This window comes from Bifidobacterium sp. LH_491, from assembly GCF_056356495.1.
In genome coordinates, this window is record NZ_JBKEUI010000001.1 from 1,464,415 (window position 1) to 1,481,797 (window position 17,383).

At 56.9% G+C, this 17,383-nt stretch carries 9 protein-coding genes, 1 tRNA gene and 1 pseudogene; 7 read left to right on the top strand and 4 right to left on the bottom strand.

What is annotated here, in order from left to right; translation table 11 throughout:
• Positions 1–205: 205 nt before the first annotated feature.
• The 3 genes from murI to AC1AWK_RS05735 all read left to right on the top strand — a co-directional run bounded on the left by murI (position 206) and on the right by AC1AWK_RS05735 (position 3,695).
• A complete protein-coding gene (gene murI / locus AC1AWK_RS05725) occupies positions 206–1,009 on the top strand; it encodes a glutamate racemase (protein WP_476568886.1) in 804 nt (267 codons plus the stop codon).
• Between the two features lie 46 nt (positions 1,010–1,055).
• Positions 1,056–1,901, top strand: a complete 846-nt coding sequence (locus tag AC1AWK_RS05730; protein WP_476568888.1) for a patatin-like phospholipase family protein — start codon at positions 1,056–1,058, stop codon at positions 1,899–1,901.
• Positions 1,902–1,985: 84 nt separating this feature from the next.
• A complete protein-coding gene (locus AC1AWK_RS05735; protein WP_476568890.1) occupies positions 1,986–3,695 on the top strand; it encodes an amidohydrolase in 1,710 nt (569 codons plus the stop codon).
• An 87-nt stretch (positions 3,696–3,782) separates the two neighbouring features.
• Here the strand turns inward: AC1AWK_RS05735 and AC1AWK_RS05740 are convergent.
• A pseudogene (locus AC1AWK_RS05740) lies at positions 3,783–4,678 on the bottom strand (SPFH domain-containing protein).
• A gap of 941 nt (positions 4,679–5,619) precedes the next feature.
• On the opposite strand from AC1AWK_RS05740, the gene AC1AWK_RS05745 reads away from it, so the two are divergent.
• A tRNA-Arg gene (locus AC1AWK_RS05745) sits at positions 5,620–5,693 on the top strand.
• A 63-nt stretch (positions 5,694–5,756) separates the two neighbouring features.
• Here AC1AWK_RS05745 and AC1AWK_RS05750 read toward each other — a convergent pair.
• Together AC1AWK_RS05750 and AC1AWK_RS05755 are read right to left on the bottom strand one after the other, a co-directional pair.
• A complete protein-coding gene (locus tag AC1AWK_RS05750) occupies positions 5,757–6,980 on the bottom strand; it encodes a glycosyltransferase family 2 protein (protein ID WP_476568892.1) in 1,224 nt (407 codons plus the stop codon).
• Between the two features lie 142 nt (positions 6,981–7,122).
• Positions 7,123–8,568: an AI-2E family transporter gene (locus AC1AWK_RS05755; protein WP_476568894.1), complete on the bottom strand. Its 1,446-nt coding sequence runs from the start codon at positions 8,566–8,568 to the stop codon at positions 7,123–7,125.
• Between the two features lie 53 nt (positions 8,569–8,621).
• Between AC1AWK_RS05755 and AC1AWK_RS05760 the strand changes: the two genes are divergently transcribed.
• The 3 genes from AC1AWK_RS05760 to AC1AWK_RS05770 all read left to right on the top strand — a co-directional run bounded on the left by AC1AWK_RS05760 (position 8,622) and on the right by AC1AWK_RS05770 (position 13,729).
• On the top strand, positions 8,622–9,503 hold the full coding sequence (locus AC1AWK_RS05760) for a glycosyltransferase family 2 protein (protein WP_476568896.1): 882 nt from the start codon (positions 8,622–8,624) through the stop codon (positions 9,501–9,503).
• A 204-nt stretch (positions 9,504–9,707) separates the two neighbouring features.
• Entirely contained in the window at positions 9,708–11,141 is a 1,434-nt protein-coding gene (locus AC1AWK_RS05765) for an alpha/beta hydrolase (RefSeq protein ID WP_476568898.1), read from the top strand.
• An 11-nt stretch (positions 11,142–11,152) separates the two neighbouring features.
• Positions 11,153–13,729, top strand: a complete 2,577-nt coding sequence (locus AC1AWK_RS05770) for a bifunctional lysylphosphatidylglycerol flippase/synthetase MprF (RefSeq protein ID WP_476568900.1) — start codon at positions 11,153–11,155, stop codon at positions 13,727–13,729.
• Positions 13,730–14,103: 374 nt separating this feature from the next.
• On the opposite strand, the gene AC1AWK_RS05775 is transcribed toward AC1AWK_RS05770, so the two are convergent.
• Positions 14,104–17,175, bottom strand: a complete 3,072-nt coding sequence (locus AC1AWK_RS05775; protein WP_476568902.1) for a family 20 glycosylhydrolase — start codon at positions 17,173–17,175, stop codon at positions 14,104–14,106.
• Between the last annotated feature and the right edge of the window lie 208 nt (positions 17,176–17,383).

A 17,383-nucleotide genomic window follows, 5' to 3' on the forward strand; every position in this document is an offset into this window, starting at 1 on the left:
GACAGCCTATCGTGTTTGCGCACGCCCTGCGGCAACACGTCCGACATGCGTGTCAAGCATAAGGGACTGTGGCATCCGTCAACCGACTTCCACCGGCCGACAACGCACCAGCACACCGAACACCCCAAGGGCACCGCAGCCATCATGACTCCAGCGCGCGCTAGGCTATACACCAGGCATAGACCACTGTCTACGGGAGGTTTTCATGGCATCCACCGCACCCATCGGCGTGTTCGACTCCGGTCTGGGGGGCATTTCCGTCGTACGCGAACTGCGTCGGCAACTGCCGCATGAGCGCATCCTGTACATAGGTGACTCGGCGAACGCCCCGTATGGCATCCGCACGCCGGACGAAGTGCGCGACCTCTCCTTCGCCATCGTGGAACGCTTGGTCAAACAAGGCGTCAAAGCCGTGGTGATTGCCTGCAACACCGCCACATCGGCCGCAGTGAACGAGCTGCGCGAACACTATGGCATTCCCATCATTGGCATGGAACCGGCATTGAAAGTGGCATGCGACCGGGGGCATGGCCGCCGCCAGCACATTATTATCGCCGCCACTCCGCTGACCTTACGCGAGCGTAAATTTGCGGCGCTGATGGATCGCTTCACCGCCGACCACACCATGTATCCGCAACCGTGCCCGGATTTGGTGTCCATCGTTGAGCATGGTCAGCTCAACGAACATGCGACAGTCATGGATACCTTGCACCGTTACTTCGACGGCTATGACATGCGTGACATCGACTCGGTGGTGCTGGGGTGCACGCATTTCGTGTTCTACCGTCCCGCATTCCGTGAATTATTCGCCGATCATGTCGCCATTATCGATGGCAACGCCGGTACCGTACGCCACGTACAGGTGGTGTTGGAATCGCTGGGCGCGCTCGCCCCACAGGATGCTCCCGGATCGGTGACGCTGATGAATTCCAGTAACGACGAGTGGATTGCCCGGCTTGCCGACCATTTGCTGCACGCCGAGGATCCAATGTCCACTCAACAGGCGTAAGCTGTGCCATCATCGGCATACGTTCACCACATAAGGGGGCATACACATGGCACGCACGGCGTTGATTGATGTTGGCGGCGGATTCCGGGCGATTTTCGGTGCCGGTGTCATGGATTTCTGTCTCGATGAAGGCATTGGTTTCGACCATTGCTATGGCGTTTCCGCCGGCAGCGCCAATATGGTGTCCTTCATCGCCAACCAGCCGGGACGCAACCACACCTTCTACACGCAGTACGCCTTCCGTAAGGAATACGCCAGCGTGGAAAGCTTCATCCGCAACCATAATTTCGCCAATCTGGACTACGTGTATGGCACATTGAGCAACCATGACGGCGAATATCCCGTGGACTACGAGGCGTTCGCCGCCAATCCCACCGGCTTTACGGTAGTGGCGTGCAATGCGTTGGACGGCTCGGCCCGATACTTCGATAAATCCAATGTGCATTACGACGATTTCAACATCATGAAAGCCTCCTCCGCCGTGCCGGTGGCTTGCGAACCTTACACCATCGACGATATTCCCTATTATGACGGAGGCATTGTCGACCCGGTGCCGGTACAGCGCGCGCTGGACGACGGCTACGAGCGCGTGGTAGTGGTGCTGACCCGATTGAAAGACGTGCTGCGCGAGCAACGCAAGGACGTTGCCCCCGCCCGCATATTGCGCCGCTCCTACCCGGCGGCAGCGGAACGTTTGCTGAACCGCTACCGCACCTATAACGACGAAGTCGCGCTCGCCAAACAGTACGAGCAGCAAGGCCGCGTGCTGATTCTCGCCCCCGACGATCTGTGTGGCCTGTCCACGCTAAGCAAGAGCTTCGAAGGCTTAGAACTCATGTATCGCAAGGGCTACGCGGCGGCCAGCGCCATCGAAACCTTCCTCGACTCCTAACATCACCAGCGTGCGTCCGCTTTGCCGTGGGCGCACACCCTGTCACTTTCCTACAATGGGAACCATATTGAAAGGCTGGTTCCCATGAAGCTCTATCATCATGCCACCTTCGTGCCCATGGACGGCACATCATTCGATGCCCTGCTGGTCGACGACCACGGCATCATTGCCTACACCGGCTCATACGAGGACGCGTTCGCCTACGCGCAACATCTGCGGCAGACACAGCCAGATGCCCTGCCTGTGCGCGATATCGACATGCAAGGCGCAACGATACTGCCCGGATTCATCGATCCGCATTCGCATTTTTCAGGAGCCTCACAGTACTTCACCGCCGCTGACGTCAGTCAAGCCACCTGCATCGACGATATACTGAGAGCCTTGCGCACATTTGCCCGAGAGGACGAGCGGCGGCGCGGAACCATAAATCCCGACGAACCATTGATCGCCGTGGGCTGCGACCACACGATACTACGCGAGCGCCGCATGCCGCTACGCGCCGAATTGGATACGGTGAGCACGGTGCGCCCTGTAGTGGTCAATCATGTGTCCGGACACAATCTTTCGTGCAATTCGCGTATGCTTGCCGCCGTGCATATCGATGCGGATACGTCCGACCCGACCGGCGGCCGGTATGAGCGCGACGACCATGGCAATCCGGATGGCCGATGCATCGAACCTGTGGCCATGCAGCCTATATTCACGTATATCCAAGCGCATAGCCATCGCGATGCCGGAGCCCTGTTACCCGCCATGCAATCGGTATATGCCGAACAAGGCATTACCACCGTACAGGATGGCGCGAGCACGGCGCATGACGCCGCCTTGTTCGCCAAAGCAGCTGATGCCGGATCATTCGCACTGGATGTGGTGTCCTACCCTATGTTTGGCGAGGATACAGAAGCCATATTCCGCGAGCATACCCAGTTCGATACCGTTGATTATCACGGACACCTGCGCTTCGGCGGCGTCAAAATCTTTATGGATGGTTCGCCCCAGGCACGTACCGCGTGGCTGTCCGCACCGTATCTGCCAGGCGACGAAGGCGAGCACTATTGCGGACATGCCACGGTAGATCTTCACCAAGTCCAAGAGTTTACCGACGCAGCCGTCCTTCAAGGACGACAGGTGTTATGCCACTGCAATGGCGACGCTGCCGGCGATGCGTTCATGGATGTGATGGCGCAGTCGTTGTCACAGTCGCCGCACACGGACACGTATCGGCTGCGCCCGGTTATGATTCACGCACAGTTCGCCCGGCGTGACCAATTCACCCGAATGCGCTCGCTGGGGATGATGCCATCGTTCTTCACCGGGCATACCTGGTATTGGGCGGATACGCACATCGAGAATATGGGACGCGAACGTGCCATGCGCATCAGCCCCGTGCGCGACGCACTGGATGCGGGACTGCCGGTGACCTTCCACACGGATTCGCCGGTAATCCGCCCCAATCTTCTGGAAGCCGTATGGTGTGCGGCAGCCCGCATTAGCAAGTCCGGTGTACAGCTGGACGTCGCCCAACGGGTGGACGTCGCACAAGGCTTGCGGGCCATTACGCTCGACGCCGCCTATCAATATGGCGAGGAACGGCGCAAAGGCAGCCTCTCCGTAGGCAAACTTGCAGATATGGCCGTGCTGGCAGCCAATCCGCTTACGGCATCACTAGATCCCGCAGACCCCTGCTGTCTGCGCGATCTTCGCGTGCTGGCCACCATCAAAGAGGGGCGTACCGTCTGGCACGCCCCCGACACACCGCACTCATGGGAGGACGATGAGCCCCTACGCCAGTGAACGGTCATGCGCAGGCCCAACACCAACTCCGCAGCACGGTTACATAACAAGGCATAACAAGGCACCTGCCATGCAGGAACCATGTCCTTACTCGTCCGCCGTTTCCTGCGCGGATACCATAGCCTTGGTCATCTGCTCGTACAGGTCTTGATAACCTCCCGGCGTGGATGCCGGCAAGAGCACGGTTTTCGCATTGCTTGATTCGCACAGTGAGCGCAGCACATCAAGATACTGGTTGAAGAGCACCACATTGTTGACGTCATTGATATCCATACCCACGGCCTGCAGGCTCTTGATCTGGTCAACAATGCCGTTGGCGATTTCGCGCCGATAATTCGCCTGCCCCTCGCCCTGCAACCGGTTTTTCTCCGCTTCGGCCGCCGCCTGCGTTTCGATCTGAATGCGCATGGCTTCGGCACGCTGGCGCGTGGCTTCCTTCTCACGCTGCGCGGCATTGATGGAATCCATGGCGTTCTTTACCTGAACGCTGGGGTCAATGGCGGTAATCAGGGTCTTCACCACGCTAAACCCGAATCGGGCCATCTCATTGCCCACGGTTTGCTGGACATCGGCGGCCACATCGTCCTTGCGGGCAAAGGCATCATCCAACGTCAGCGCCGGAATGGCCGATCGCAAGGCATCCTCCATGTAAGAACGCAGCTGTCCGGCAGGATCGCGCAGCTCATAATACGCGGTCGCCACATTATCGGAGTTCACGCGAAACTGGGTAGAGGCCACCACGGTTACGAACACGTTGTCCAGTGTTTTCGTTTCCAGCTCCACCTTCAATTCGGCCACACGCATGTTGGTTTTCATGGCGATACGGTCCACCAGCGGAATCCGCAGGTGGATGCCGGCGAATCGCACACCGTGGAATTTGCCAAGCGTTCGATGATGTACGCTTGTTGCTGCGGCACAACGAACACACCACCTACCAATACCAACACCAAGAGAACAAGTACTGCAATAATGAATACCGTCATCGAAACATCCTTTCTGCAACTCGATGCCCTAGGCGGCTTCCATGCCGCTGACCACTCCTATGCTCCCATTACCCTCCCCAATGCTAACATAGCTCCACATACGGCATAGACGTACCCAACCTTCTTGGATAGAGCGCCCTGAACAAGTTCAATGCGTGGTTTCAATAACAATATCTCTGTGACACAGGAATCCATTCGGCTGGTTCAGGGACTCGTCGGCGGCCGGGAAACGGCAATCACCGCCCTCAAAGCACATGCCCCGGCCAGGTGGACCTGAGGGACACACCAAACTTGGCATCCGAAAACTTGGCATCTGCATATACGAGCTCCCCATATGCCGGCATGGCTCCGTATATGTTCAGGAAAATTGCAAAAAATTCCGTATTCGTCGTTGCCTGATGTTTACGAACCTCTCAGCGATGCATACGGAAAAACGATCAAAAAAGCAATTTCCTGAGACCACCAATGACCGATGCCGTGTCATCATGCGTGTATCTCCTTGGTATCCCATCAGCAATTGCGGCTGCGCCATTATCTGAAAATCTCTACGCGCAATCTAATATTCAGCCATATCAGCGTTCCCGGCACGTGATTTACAGTGCCGACGGATTACGAGGCAAGCTCGTCGCCCACAAGACAAACTTGTCAGCACTGTTTTATTGGCGAACTTCTATGAATAACCTCTGATATTTTTTTGAGGGTAGATTTTTCCTTTTTTGATATTTTTAGCGCGTTTGGGAAACCTTAGTGAGGCAGGATTTGCTCGACCATTTGCCTTCCGTCCCCCCCATGGCGACTTTCCTGTCCGCCATCCCGGCATTCCTCCGCCACGTAAGTTTCCTCTCATCGACGATCTCGCTTCAACGACACGCTATGAAACGTCCACGGTTGCACATCACGGGAATGTGATATATCGTGTTCGAGTTGCTTCACGGCAGCTTGCGCGAGTAGCCCAGCGGATTAGAGCAGCTGACTACGGATCAGCAGGTCGCAGGTTCGAATCCTGTCTCGCGCACAACACAAAGCCCCGCACCACTCAGTGCGGGGCTTGTTTGTTATCGCGCTTGGCGATGCCGTGCTATCCCTTATGCACGATGGGTTTCCATTCTGCCTTAGCGAAAATCGCCTGGAAGGAAATCGGCACATAGCTCAACATGTAAATCGGGAAGCTCAAGACATACGCAAACAATTCCTTATTGCTCGCACCAATGCGGTCCCGCTCCACAATAATGGTCAATGCCGCCAGCACCATCATAATCACCACACTCATCACAATGCCGATGCCCCAATTGCTCACCGCCGACAACTGGCTCTCCCACGTCACGAAACCAAACAGGGCGAACAGCATTCCCAACGACACCCTGGCAATGGTCAATACGGTAAACGGGCACAGCAGCAACGTGAAATCCACTGCGGAGAAATCACGCTCACGCACCGCATGACGTACCAATTCGCCGCCGTAATAGCGGAATACCTGCAAAAAGCCTTTGCTCCAACGCAGACGCTGACGCCAGCTTTGCTTGAACGTCACCGGCTGCTCATCATACAGAATTGCCGTACCGCAATAACCAATACGGTCGCCGTGCAGCAGCGAGTCCATCGTGAATTCCAAATCCTCGGTCAACAAGTGGAATTTCCACCCATTATTGCGGCGCATCACATCATACGAGAACATAAACCCCGTACCGCCAACATGGCAGCTGTTGCCCAGCCACATGCGCGAGGCACTCAGGAACCTCGACTCACGGATGAACCACAATGCCGAACCAGACGACACCCAGTTATCCGCCAAATTCACGGAATTACGGTAGCTGGTCAAAATACGATAGCCCGACTGGAACGCCTTGTTCATCTCTTCGATATAGTGCGGATCAAGCTTGTTGTCCGCGTCGAACACAAAAAACGCGTCATAGCGTTCGCTGGCACCGGTGTCGTTCATGTAATCCAGCAAATAGCTCAACGCATATCCTTTGCCCACCTGCTCCTGATTGAAGCGCTCCAATACGTGGCCTCCTAATTTGCGCACCACATCGGCCGTATTGTCGGTGCAGTTGTCGGCAACCACCCACACGTCGACGAGCTCGCTCGGATACGTTTGCTCGCGTAAACACCGCAGTAGATTGCCGATAACCTGCGACTCATTACGCGCCGAAATCAGCACGGCATACCGTTTGTCCATCGGCGCGTCCGGGAACGTCACCGGCTTGGCCACCAATGACACCACCACGCACAACGCTTGGTACATAATGCCGACGCCGCCGACAATCATCATGAGCACATCAAGCACATTGAGCAATACCATAGCTGCCGCTCCACACTGCCTTTCTACTGCCTGTTCCTACCGTTGCCCCACTACGCCAACGTCGGCCGCGCACCGCAGCCTACAACGCCGCATAGCGTCGCAGACGCATCCGTTAGCACCACTATTGTCCCCACCGCCACTATCAGCGCCACTGGCTGCGCGGATTGCTCTGCGCGTCATCCGCATCCTGCGATTGCGTCTCAACATTGCCGCGCATCAGCGTGCCCTGCGGAATCGCCACCGTAGCGGACTCATCCAAATCCTGCGACGTGCGCATATTCGACGACTCGCCATCACGGCGGAAAGCTTCATTGAGCAGATGCTCAAATTCTTCATTCACCCGCACGCGCTTGCTTGACCCCTTCGCCGCACGCGGCATGTGGTCGGCAACCGGACGAATCACCTTCTCGCTGAACGCTTCGGCGCTTTCCACCACCATTGACTTGCGTTCCGGTAGCGGATCGCTCATCAACGGCGAATCCACCAACGCGTAACGCTTGGTGGACATCTTGAAAATCGCCTGCAGGCTCGCCGTCACCGGCAGCGCCAAGAACGCGCCCAATGCCCCGAACAGCGCACCCAACACCAGCACCGCCAGGAAGGCAATGGCCGGATTCAAATCCATGGTACGCTGCGAAATCTTGGGCGACAGCACCAAGTTTTCAATCTGTTGGTAAATCACGATATACACGAGCACGAACACGGCATACATCAAGCTGTTGCTGGTCCACGCGAACAATACCGGCAACGCACCGCCGATATACGTGCCCACCGTGGGAATGAACTGCGACACCACGCCGCAGAACAGCGCCAGCGGCAGCCAGTTGGGCACATGGATGATTTCGAGGAAGATCGCCATGAAGAATGCGTTCAACGCCGCCAGGATGGTACGCGAAAACAAGAAGCTGGAAATCTGATCCTGCACCACGGTCCAGGCGATGAGGAAACGACGCTGCGTGCCCGGCCCCAGCCATTGGCACAGGCTGCGCCGCATTTTCGGCCCGGCAGCAGACACGTAATAGGTCACCATGTATACCGTCAGCAGATTCAACAGGAACCCCAATGCGCCCATAGCGGTGTCCAACGCCTGACCGGCGAAATTCGTCACCCACGACGTTTGGATGTTCTTGAAAATCTCCCCGCCCAAACTCGTGATTTCCGGCATTTTAAAATCAGTGGAACGTTCCACCGCTTCCACGATTTGCGCATACACCGTCGGCAGCGAGCGCACCATGGAAATCATCTGCTGGACGAAGAGATTGCCGAACAACGCAAGCATTCCCACAACCAGCACCGTCAGACCCAACATGCTTACCGCCGTGGCTGCGCCGCGCTTCCAGCCATGCTTGACCAACGCCAACACCAGCGGCTCGATGGCCAGTGCAAGGAATACGGAAATCACCACATCCAACACCACATAGGACACTTTGCCCCACGACACCCACACAAAGTATGCAAGGAACACGGCAATGGCCGTATATAGCAACGCTCGCCCCCACCATTCCGGGGGACGGCGGGAATCACCCTTGGAGGGGAAGACCGAAGCCAAATCAATTTTCTGCTCGTCAGGTTGAGTCTGCTGCGTCATGGTTTCCATTCTATGCGGTGTGCTGTGTACGTACGCCCATCTATTCTATAGGCATGGTCGCAGTCTCTTTGGTTATTCCCGCGTTCAACGAGCATGATCGCATCGTTGACTGCCTGACCAATGCTACGCGCCAGTCAGTGCCGGCGCATGAGATCATTGTGGTGGACAACCGTTCGACCGATGACACCGTCGCTTTGGTGGAACAGTTCATCGCGCAACATCCGCAAGCGAAGGTGCGGCTGCTGCGTCAGGATGCCGAACAAGGTCTTATTCCTACGCGCAATATGGGGTTGAACGCCGCCACCGGCGATGTGGTGGGGCGCGTGGACGCCGATTGCATGCTGAAACCCGACTGGGTGGAGGTCGTGGCCAAGGTGTTTGCCGACGACCCTCGCGCGATGGCGGCAACCGGCCCTGTGTCGTATTACGACATGCCGGCCCGGCAGGCCAGTCTACGCGGCGACGACCGTGTGCGCCGCCGCACGTACCGGGTCGACAACGGACAGGTGCTGTTGTTCGGCTCCAATATGGCGCTGCGCACCATCGCTTGGCAGGCCATCGCGCACGATGTATGCCGCGACGAAGAAGACGTGATGCACGAGGATATTGACGTTTCGCTGCATTTGCTGGCACGTGGTATGAAAACCGTGTACTGTCCGAATATGATATGTGGTATTTCAGCTCGCCGCATGCATTCGTCGCCGTCGTCGTTCCACAGTTACATGAACCGGTTCAAGAATACGTTCGACGCACATCCCGACCATCGGCGTACCCATAAGTCGGAGCGCACGTTATACGCCATGTATCCGGCACTGCACGTATTGTATCCGATTTATCAGAAGCTGCTGGAAGCCCGAGATATCAATCCCGCCGAACGCGTGTGGTTCGAAGAACAAAAAGCTTTGGCGCAACGCGATGGCGTGATGTTTGACTAGCGTCCGGCCTTCCCCCGTACCGGCAGATATGGATTGGGTCGCGACAAAGCGGCCGGATCCGCGGCACTTGCAGGGTACCTCCATATCATCCACACGAACTACTGCCAAGTGTTGCATATCGTGATACAATCACTTGCTGTCGCACTGACCTGCACGATACCCATCGTCGGCCCCATCTCATACCGCAATCGCAAGGAAGGTTGTATGGCGCGCAGCATATTCGACATATCTCTTGTCTCCGGCTGGCTGCCTTTCGCACTCATAACGGTCACTGCAATATGCGCGGTATATTGTACGTCGCATACGGCCGCAACGGTGTTGCGCACGTCGCCCACACGCCCTCATGCCGCGCGCCGATGCATCACGGCGCTGTCTGCTGTTGTCGCCAGCGGAGCCGCCGGAGCAACGATTACTTGGCTGATTTCCGACGTTTTCGTCTTGTTCGGCGTACCGTTGGAACCTTCCACACCGCTATTCGTCGGCATCGCCTTTGCACTCGTCGCCCTCGGCATATGCACACTGCGCCTCCATGCGCAACGCCGCTGGCAACGTATCCTCGCCGCGGCTGTGATACCCTGTGCGCTCCTCACATCGGCACTGTCCATCAACATGGCCTACGGAGAATACACCACGCTTGGATCCCTCTTCGGCCGATCGCCATACCAGGCACTGCGACTGCAAGACATCGCCACACACACGGTACCGCTCAAGCAATGGCGGCAGCGGCATGACGCGCAGCATGCCACCGCGCGCACCGGTATGGTAGGAACCGTATCCATCCCTTCGTCTGACCCACGATTCAATCCCCGCCAAGCCGTGGTATATGTTCCCCCAGCCGCATTGCAGCGCGAATGCCCACCACTACCGGTGCTCATCATGCTGAGCGGGCAACCCGGAAGCCCGAACCGAAGTATGTCGGCCGGACATTTTCCGTCCATCATGAACGCATACGCCGCAGCTCATAAGGGACTGTCGCCCATCGTCGTTGCCGTCGACCAATTGGGCAACGACTGGCATAACACCTTATGCGTCGATTCCTCGCTCTACGGAAACGTCGAAACTTACCTTACACACGACGTGCCCCGATGGATTATGCGCCATCTACCCGTTGCCGACCAAGCCAGCCAGTGGGCGCTGGGAGGGTTCTCCCAAGGAGCCACCTGCACCATGCAAATCGGACCGACGTATCCGCATCGTTTCGGCATGATGATCGCCGTAGGAAGCGAACTCGGACCCTCCAACGGCTCTCCTGACGACATGATCCGGAGCTTCTTCAACGGCAACACCGCCGATTATCGCGCGCATATTCCCGTCAACGCAATTCGCCTCCACGCCCCCTCGACGCAGACGCTCATCATGGCCGCCGGCGAACGCGACTCCACAGGGCAGCAGCACATCCAGGCCATAGCCCCCACCGCGCAGACTGCCGGGATGAACGTTACCACGCTCACCGCGGCCCGATATGGACACGATTGGCATAGTGTTCGAGCAACGTTCCGCTACGCGATACCCGTATTCATGCATAAAGCGGGATACTCCGGCGCACCCCCCTCCCTCAAGGACTTCCCCGATTTGCATCGACTGCCGGTCAGCAACTCCCCAGCGGGCGATACGACGACGTATGACACCGAAAAGTAAGGATATATCGCATGACTGATTCCAGCAACGCTGCGACTACTACGCACGACGGACGCAATGGCGTCGTCCGGCTATGGATAACCCGTCACCCACTCACCCTAGCTGTCGCGACGACCTTGCTGGCCGTCAATCTCATTATGTACATCTACTGTGCATTGCGCCTGCACACCGCGGTACTGCCCCAGTCACGACTGAGTTTCCAGTCTCTGGCTTCGGGACAATGGTACCGTGTTCCACTCTCGCTCATCACCATACGGCCGTCCCGCCTTATGCTCGAGCTTCCGCTGCTCATCGTCGCCACCACCTTGGCCGAGTCGCGTATCGGACGCGTCAAAACCGCGTGGGTGTCGTTGATCAGCACACTAGGCGGATTAGCCGCCGGCATGGGTCTTTTTGCAGCGCTTACACACCATAATCGCTTATGGGCCATTGTCTCGCACCACGGCACAATCTTGGGACCATTGCCCTTAGCCATCGGTTCAATGATGTGTGCCAGCGCATTCGGGTCGGTATTGTGGCGCCGACGCATCCGCGTCATCGGCTATGCCATCATTCTCGCTTTATTTCTCTACCGCGCCGAAGCCGGAGATGCGGTGTTGCTGTGCACGGCGATGCTGGGACACTTGCTCGGCTATCTCATGGCAGATGAACATACTTCCTATCCCAGCATCTCCCACGGTACGCTCACGGAAACACGCCGACTGCTGGCATTCGCCACCGCAGTACAGGCCGTCGGCCCAATCATCGCCGTATGCTCGCGTCAACCGGTCGGCCCATTAAGCGCGCTGGGACTCTTGGTTGGCCCCAACACCCTCGACTTCGATCATGTGGTTGCCTGCCTGCAGGAACCGCACGCTCACAATTGTTTCGCTCAATACCAACTGCTGCGTGTATCGATGCCCTCAAATTGGGTCACCGCCATCTTGCCGGCAGCAGCGCTCCTGCTCATTGCCTGGGGACTCTATCATGGCAAACGAGTCGCCGCATGGCTTTGCATCGTCTTTAACTCAGCGACCATTGTGCTTACCGGCTTGTTCTATATCGCCTATCCTTGGTATTTGGACCATTCGTTATCCTCGTTGTTCCGCCATGGGGCAATCCACGCCTGGGGCGCATGTGCGGTAATGCCAGCCATGTCGATTGCCGCACTGGCCATGCTGATGCGATATTTCGACCGCCGTACGGAACCGAGTGTGTTGGCGCGCAACGGCATCACGGTCTTGTTTGCATCGGCCGTATTGCTAATGGGGTACACCCTGTACGGCACACAATCAGCCCATGCCTTCACCCCCCGACCGTCAACCACCGACCTCATGGTGGATTTCCTGCAACGGGTTCTGCCTATCGGGGCATTCGCCCCCGTCGAACCGCTGTTCATCCCCACCACACGCACGGCATGGCTTGTCCATCAAAGTCTCCCGTTAGCACTGTGGATCATCGTACTGTGGGCAATTCGGCAATGTCTCATCGATGCGCATGACATGCATGACGCCGAGCATCGACATGCTGACCAAATCATTGCAATGGGTGGCGAATCCATGTCATTCATGGCGACATGGCAGGGCAACCAATACTGGTTCTCCGCTTCCGGGCGATCGGCCATCGCCTACCGTGTCAGCCATGGAGTAGCGCTTACCATCACCGGACCGTTCGGAGACCCGAACGAATGGGACGACGATCTGCGGCAGTTCTGTACATTCTGCGCCTCCAATTCGTGGACGCCTGCTTTCTATAGCATCCACGCGCACCAACGTGATTGGCTTGCTTCTCAAGGCTGGCACAGCCTTGCAGTAGGTACGGAGATGGTAGTTGACCCCAACCAATGGCACACCACCGGCAAGCGATGGCAGGATGTGCGAACCGCCATCAATAAAGCCAAACGTGAGGGCATCACCGATGTCATGACCACCTATCGCGAAGCTCCGTTTAATGTCCAGGTGCAGATTCGTGACATCGCCGAACAATGGGTCGGCGAAAAGGCATTACCGGAGATGAAATTCACGCTCGGTGGACTCGAAGAGCTTGGAGACCCTCGGGTGCGGCTGCTGTACGCGGTGGATGCCGAAGGTACGGTGATTGGCGTCACCAGTTGGCTACCTACTTGGAGGGATGGTCATATCATTGGATGGACGTTGGATTTCATGCGCCATCGAACCGATAGTTTCAATGGCGTCATGGAGTTGCTTATTGCCCGTATGGCCGAACGGCTGCGAGACGAAGGCACCGTAGAGTTCATGAGCCTTTCCGCAGCACCGTTGGCCGGCACCGACGACGAACAGCCAGACGACACCATGTCCATGGCCTTACGCGCCATGCTGCGCACTATGGCGAACATTCTCGAACCTGCCTATGGATTCCACTCGCTGTACCGTTTCAAACGCAAATTCCAGCCAGCGCAGGAAACCGTCTATATCGCCTATCCCGACGCCGCAAAATTGCCGCAGCTTTCCCTTGCCGTCGTACAGGCATATCTGCCCACCATGAAACCTGCCGACGCCATGCGGTTGCTGCGCACGTTGCGCCCCCATCCCACGCCGCCCTCCAAAAACCAGCAATCACAGTCGCAGCAGGACACCACCGCGATGTAATCGGTGTCCATTGCGAGCAACCTTGCCCGCAGCTACGGTTGATGGCACGGAATACGCCGAACACTCCATTGCATTCCTCTTCATCATCACATCCTCTCCGCCTAGGTTTCGCCGCATCGTCGTCAGAAGTATTGCAATGCTTTACGCTGATACACGACCGATGATATTGGCACAGGAACAGACACCATTGTCTCGACTCCCCACCATTACTCTATTTGCCTTATGCACATATAACCCCAGCATTCGATAGTGCACGACGGCACATGACAGGGGGGGCGTCGGTTCTGCTGAGCCGACGCCCCCTGCTGCATACCCGCGGTTATCGACGCTACGACATCAATGACCTGGCAGTTGACATCGCAACATGGAACTCATCAGCGTCGCACACCACGACGACGCATCGACGCAATGACACCGCCACACGCAGCACAGGCCACAATCGTCATCATTGCCGCCCACACAGAAGCGCCGGTCGGCGGCAATGGTTGCCTCCCTTCTGCGCTAGGCGATGGATCTGCAGACGGCGTTCCTGCAGGAGGAGTAATGGGGTTGGTCGATCCGCCCGGATTGTTACCTTCCTCCGTAGCCACCGGATTATCCGTAGGCTGCTGCGGTTCAGTGAGTTCAATCGGCGCATCGGGCACCAGTGCCCGCAACGACGCAACCGATGCATACGACACCCCCTCGCCGTCGCCGCCATCAAGCAGATACATGCTATCGGCCTCGACCTTCACCCACACGTCACCGGTAGGCACGGTTTGCGGCACCGTGATGGTCTGCCAATCCTGCGTCCACGGCAACGTACCCTGCGCCACCGGCACGCCCCAATCTGTAGGAGCCTTGCTTTCTCCGGCAGCACGGGTCTGCGTACCCGCCTGACCAGCCGCAACCACATACAGCTTGTAATCCTTGATAATGCCCTGCTTCTTATCTTGACGCGGCAGAATCGACACTTCCGTAAGCCGCTTGCCGCCCGTGGATGCCTTGAAACTCACCCAATGCGGAGGATTAGCCACGGTGGAATACGCGGTATGCCAGAACGTATTCGGATCATCATCAAACGCCCGGGTCACACTGCCGTCTTCCTGTTGATGTTCCTCGGAATTCGCGACGGGGTCCGAAGTAGTCGCGGCAATCATCATAGAAGCCTGCAACGGCACCGCTGCGCTCATTGTCATTCCACGCTCAGTCGTAATCGTAAACGCAATCGAGGCAGCGCCCATCGCAGTGGTGTTCACCACACGGAATATCGCCCTAGCGGTTTTTCCAGCCGGAATCGACTGCAAGGAAACCTTGCCAGGCAGCACCTTCCACCCTTCAGGAACCTGCGGCGTAATCGTTACCACCCCAGAATTCTGGCTGTGCGGCGCATCCACATATACGGTGATATCCACCGGCTTGGATGGCGAAACCGTGCTCGCGCTTACCGAAGTGCGCACCCCCATGGTTTCATTCAGGGTGAATTCAGCATTCTCCCCTACCAAATCCGGCGGGAACTGGGCGATTTCGCCAGTCTTGGGAGCCAAGCCCAACCCACGCATCGTCGTCACATCGATATGCTGTTCCTTGCCGGTGGAAACAGCCAAACGTTGCTGCGTCAATGCCGAGGTAATGGTGTATCCGTCGTGTGTGCCCTGGCGAATCTCCCACTTCTGCACGTTGCGCCGAGCTGCCGCCGCATCACGTCCCGACTCCCATGTGACACTGACATCCTCGCAAGTCGTCAGTCGAGGACGGGCACCCACCTGAGTCACTACACTCAAATGCTTGGGCACTAACCCCTCGCCTTCCACGCCTTGGTCAAGGGTGAGACAGGTTCCCTGCCCAACGTTGCGCATCTGATAGTAGCCGTCAGGCGTGGCCACCAATTGCCACGGCCCCTTCGCCACCGCATCCAACTGCGGAATTTCATACGTGCCTTCCGCCACAGGCTGGTACACGTACCTGCGGTTCGCCAACGGCTTGCCAATCGAATCGACCGCCGCCTTCATCCCATTCCAGTTTTCCCACGGACGCGACGCCGACCACGTCATCTGCGCGATAAAGCGAATGCCATAGAAAATCTGCTGTTCGACTTCGTTTTCGGTCTGCACATCGGAATTATCTGGCCAAATCGACACCTTGGCGCCCAGCAAATGCGGGCTGTCAGGATCAATCTGATGGTTGCCCACGAAAGTACCCGCATTCCAATGCTTGTTGTTGTACAAACCCGGCACGTCTACCGTAAAACTGGTATTGGAACGCGACCAATACAAGGCGCCCGAAGCATTCATCACATGAATGCCGCTATTGACCAAATCCTGAGGCGTACGCGAATTGCCGGCATCCCAATACTCGACCACAATGTCTTCGTTCAGCTTCACCACTTGAGTGTTCACGATGCCATCGTTCCAGATGCGCAGTTTTTTACCCTTTGCCTTCACATAGTCATTAATGTTGTTGATAAACGCGGTGAAAGCATCGTTCGGCGTCGCATTCTCTCCATAAGTTTGCTTCGCCCATTCCTGCAACTTCGGATAGTTACTGAACGAAGAGCCGATCATATACTCATCGGCGCCCATATGCCAGTAATCCGTATCGAACACACCGTCGTACTCGTCAATCAGCGTCTCATAGAACTTCACGGCTTCCGGATTGCTGATGTCAAGCTGATCGCTGTGCTTTTTCCCGTTCTTATCTTCCAGCTGATATTCGGGATAATTTTCCAACCACACATTCATATGACCCGGTGAGTTGATTTCCGGAATCACCTCAATGCCGTAATGCTTGGCCTTTTGCACGAAGCGTTTGACATCATCGCGCGTGTAATACGACCATGTCTCCGCCTTCTTTGTATTCTCGCTCTCCGGCTTGAGCTTCATCTCCATCAACACATAATTAAGGCGATTGTCGGCCATATCTTCCAGGAAACGGTCAATCCAATCCGTGGAAATATTGATTTGGCAGGCACACAACGTAGCCCCGCGCTCCTTGTACTTCGGCACGGTGGTGACTTCGCCCGCAGGCAAGGTCAACTGCCCCTGACGCAGCAGCTGCGACACCGCACGCGTGCCATAGAACACACCAATATCCGTCGCGCCAATCACTTGCAAACCAGATGCGCCGATGGACAGCGTGAAGCCTTCGTCACCCAACGTCGAGCTGCGCGAACCGTCAAGCGTCAGCACCACATCCTTATCATTGGAAACGCCAGTTGCCGAAGGCACCGAGAACCCGGCGAATGCCGTAAGCTCCTCAGACAGCATTTGCGCACGACTAAGCTCGCTTTCCTGGCTCGCCACTACGCGACTGCCTTGTCCAAGAGTCCATACACCAGAAGTATCCTTCCACCCGTCCAAACTTGGCACGGTTGCAGGGCGGCTCACCGTCGCAGCCTGCTGGTGGAATCCTGCCGTTGCCACTTCATCCGCCGCAGCTGGCATGGCAGTCAAACCTCCACATGCCATGACACCTGCGATTATTGCCGCAATGCCTGTTTTACATACGGCATGCATGCGTATTCCCATAAGTATTGTCCTTTCGATATCCACACACGTCGCCACATTGCGGCCCGTGCTTCGTCAACCGTGCGCCCTCGCACGGGAAACACTTCATCCAGCACCCGCTGGACGTCGCCTCCTCCCTCTGATTGCAACGTATATCAGCCGGTTTGCC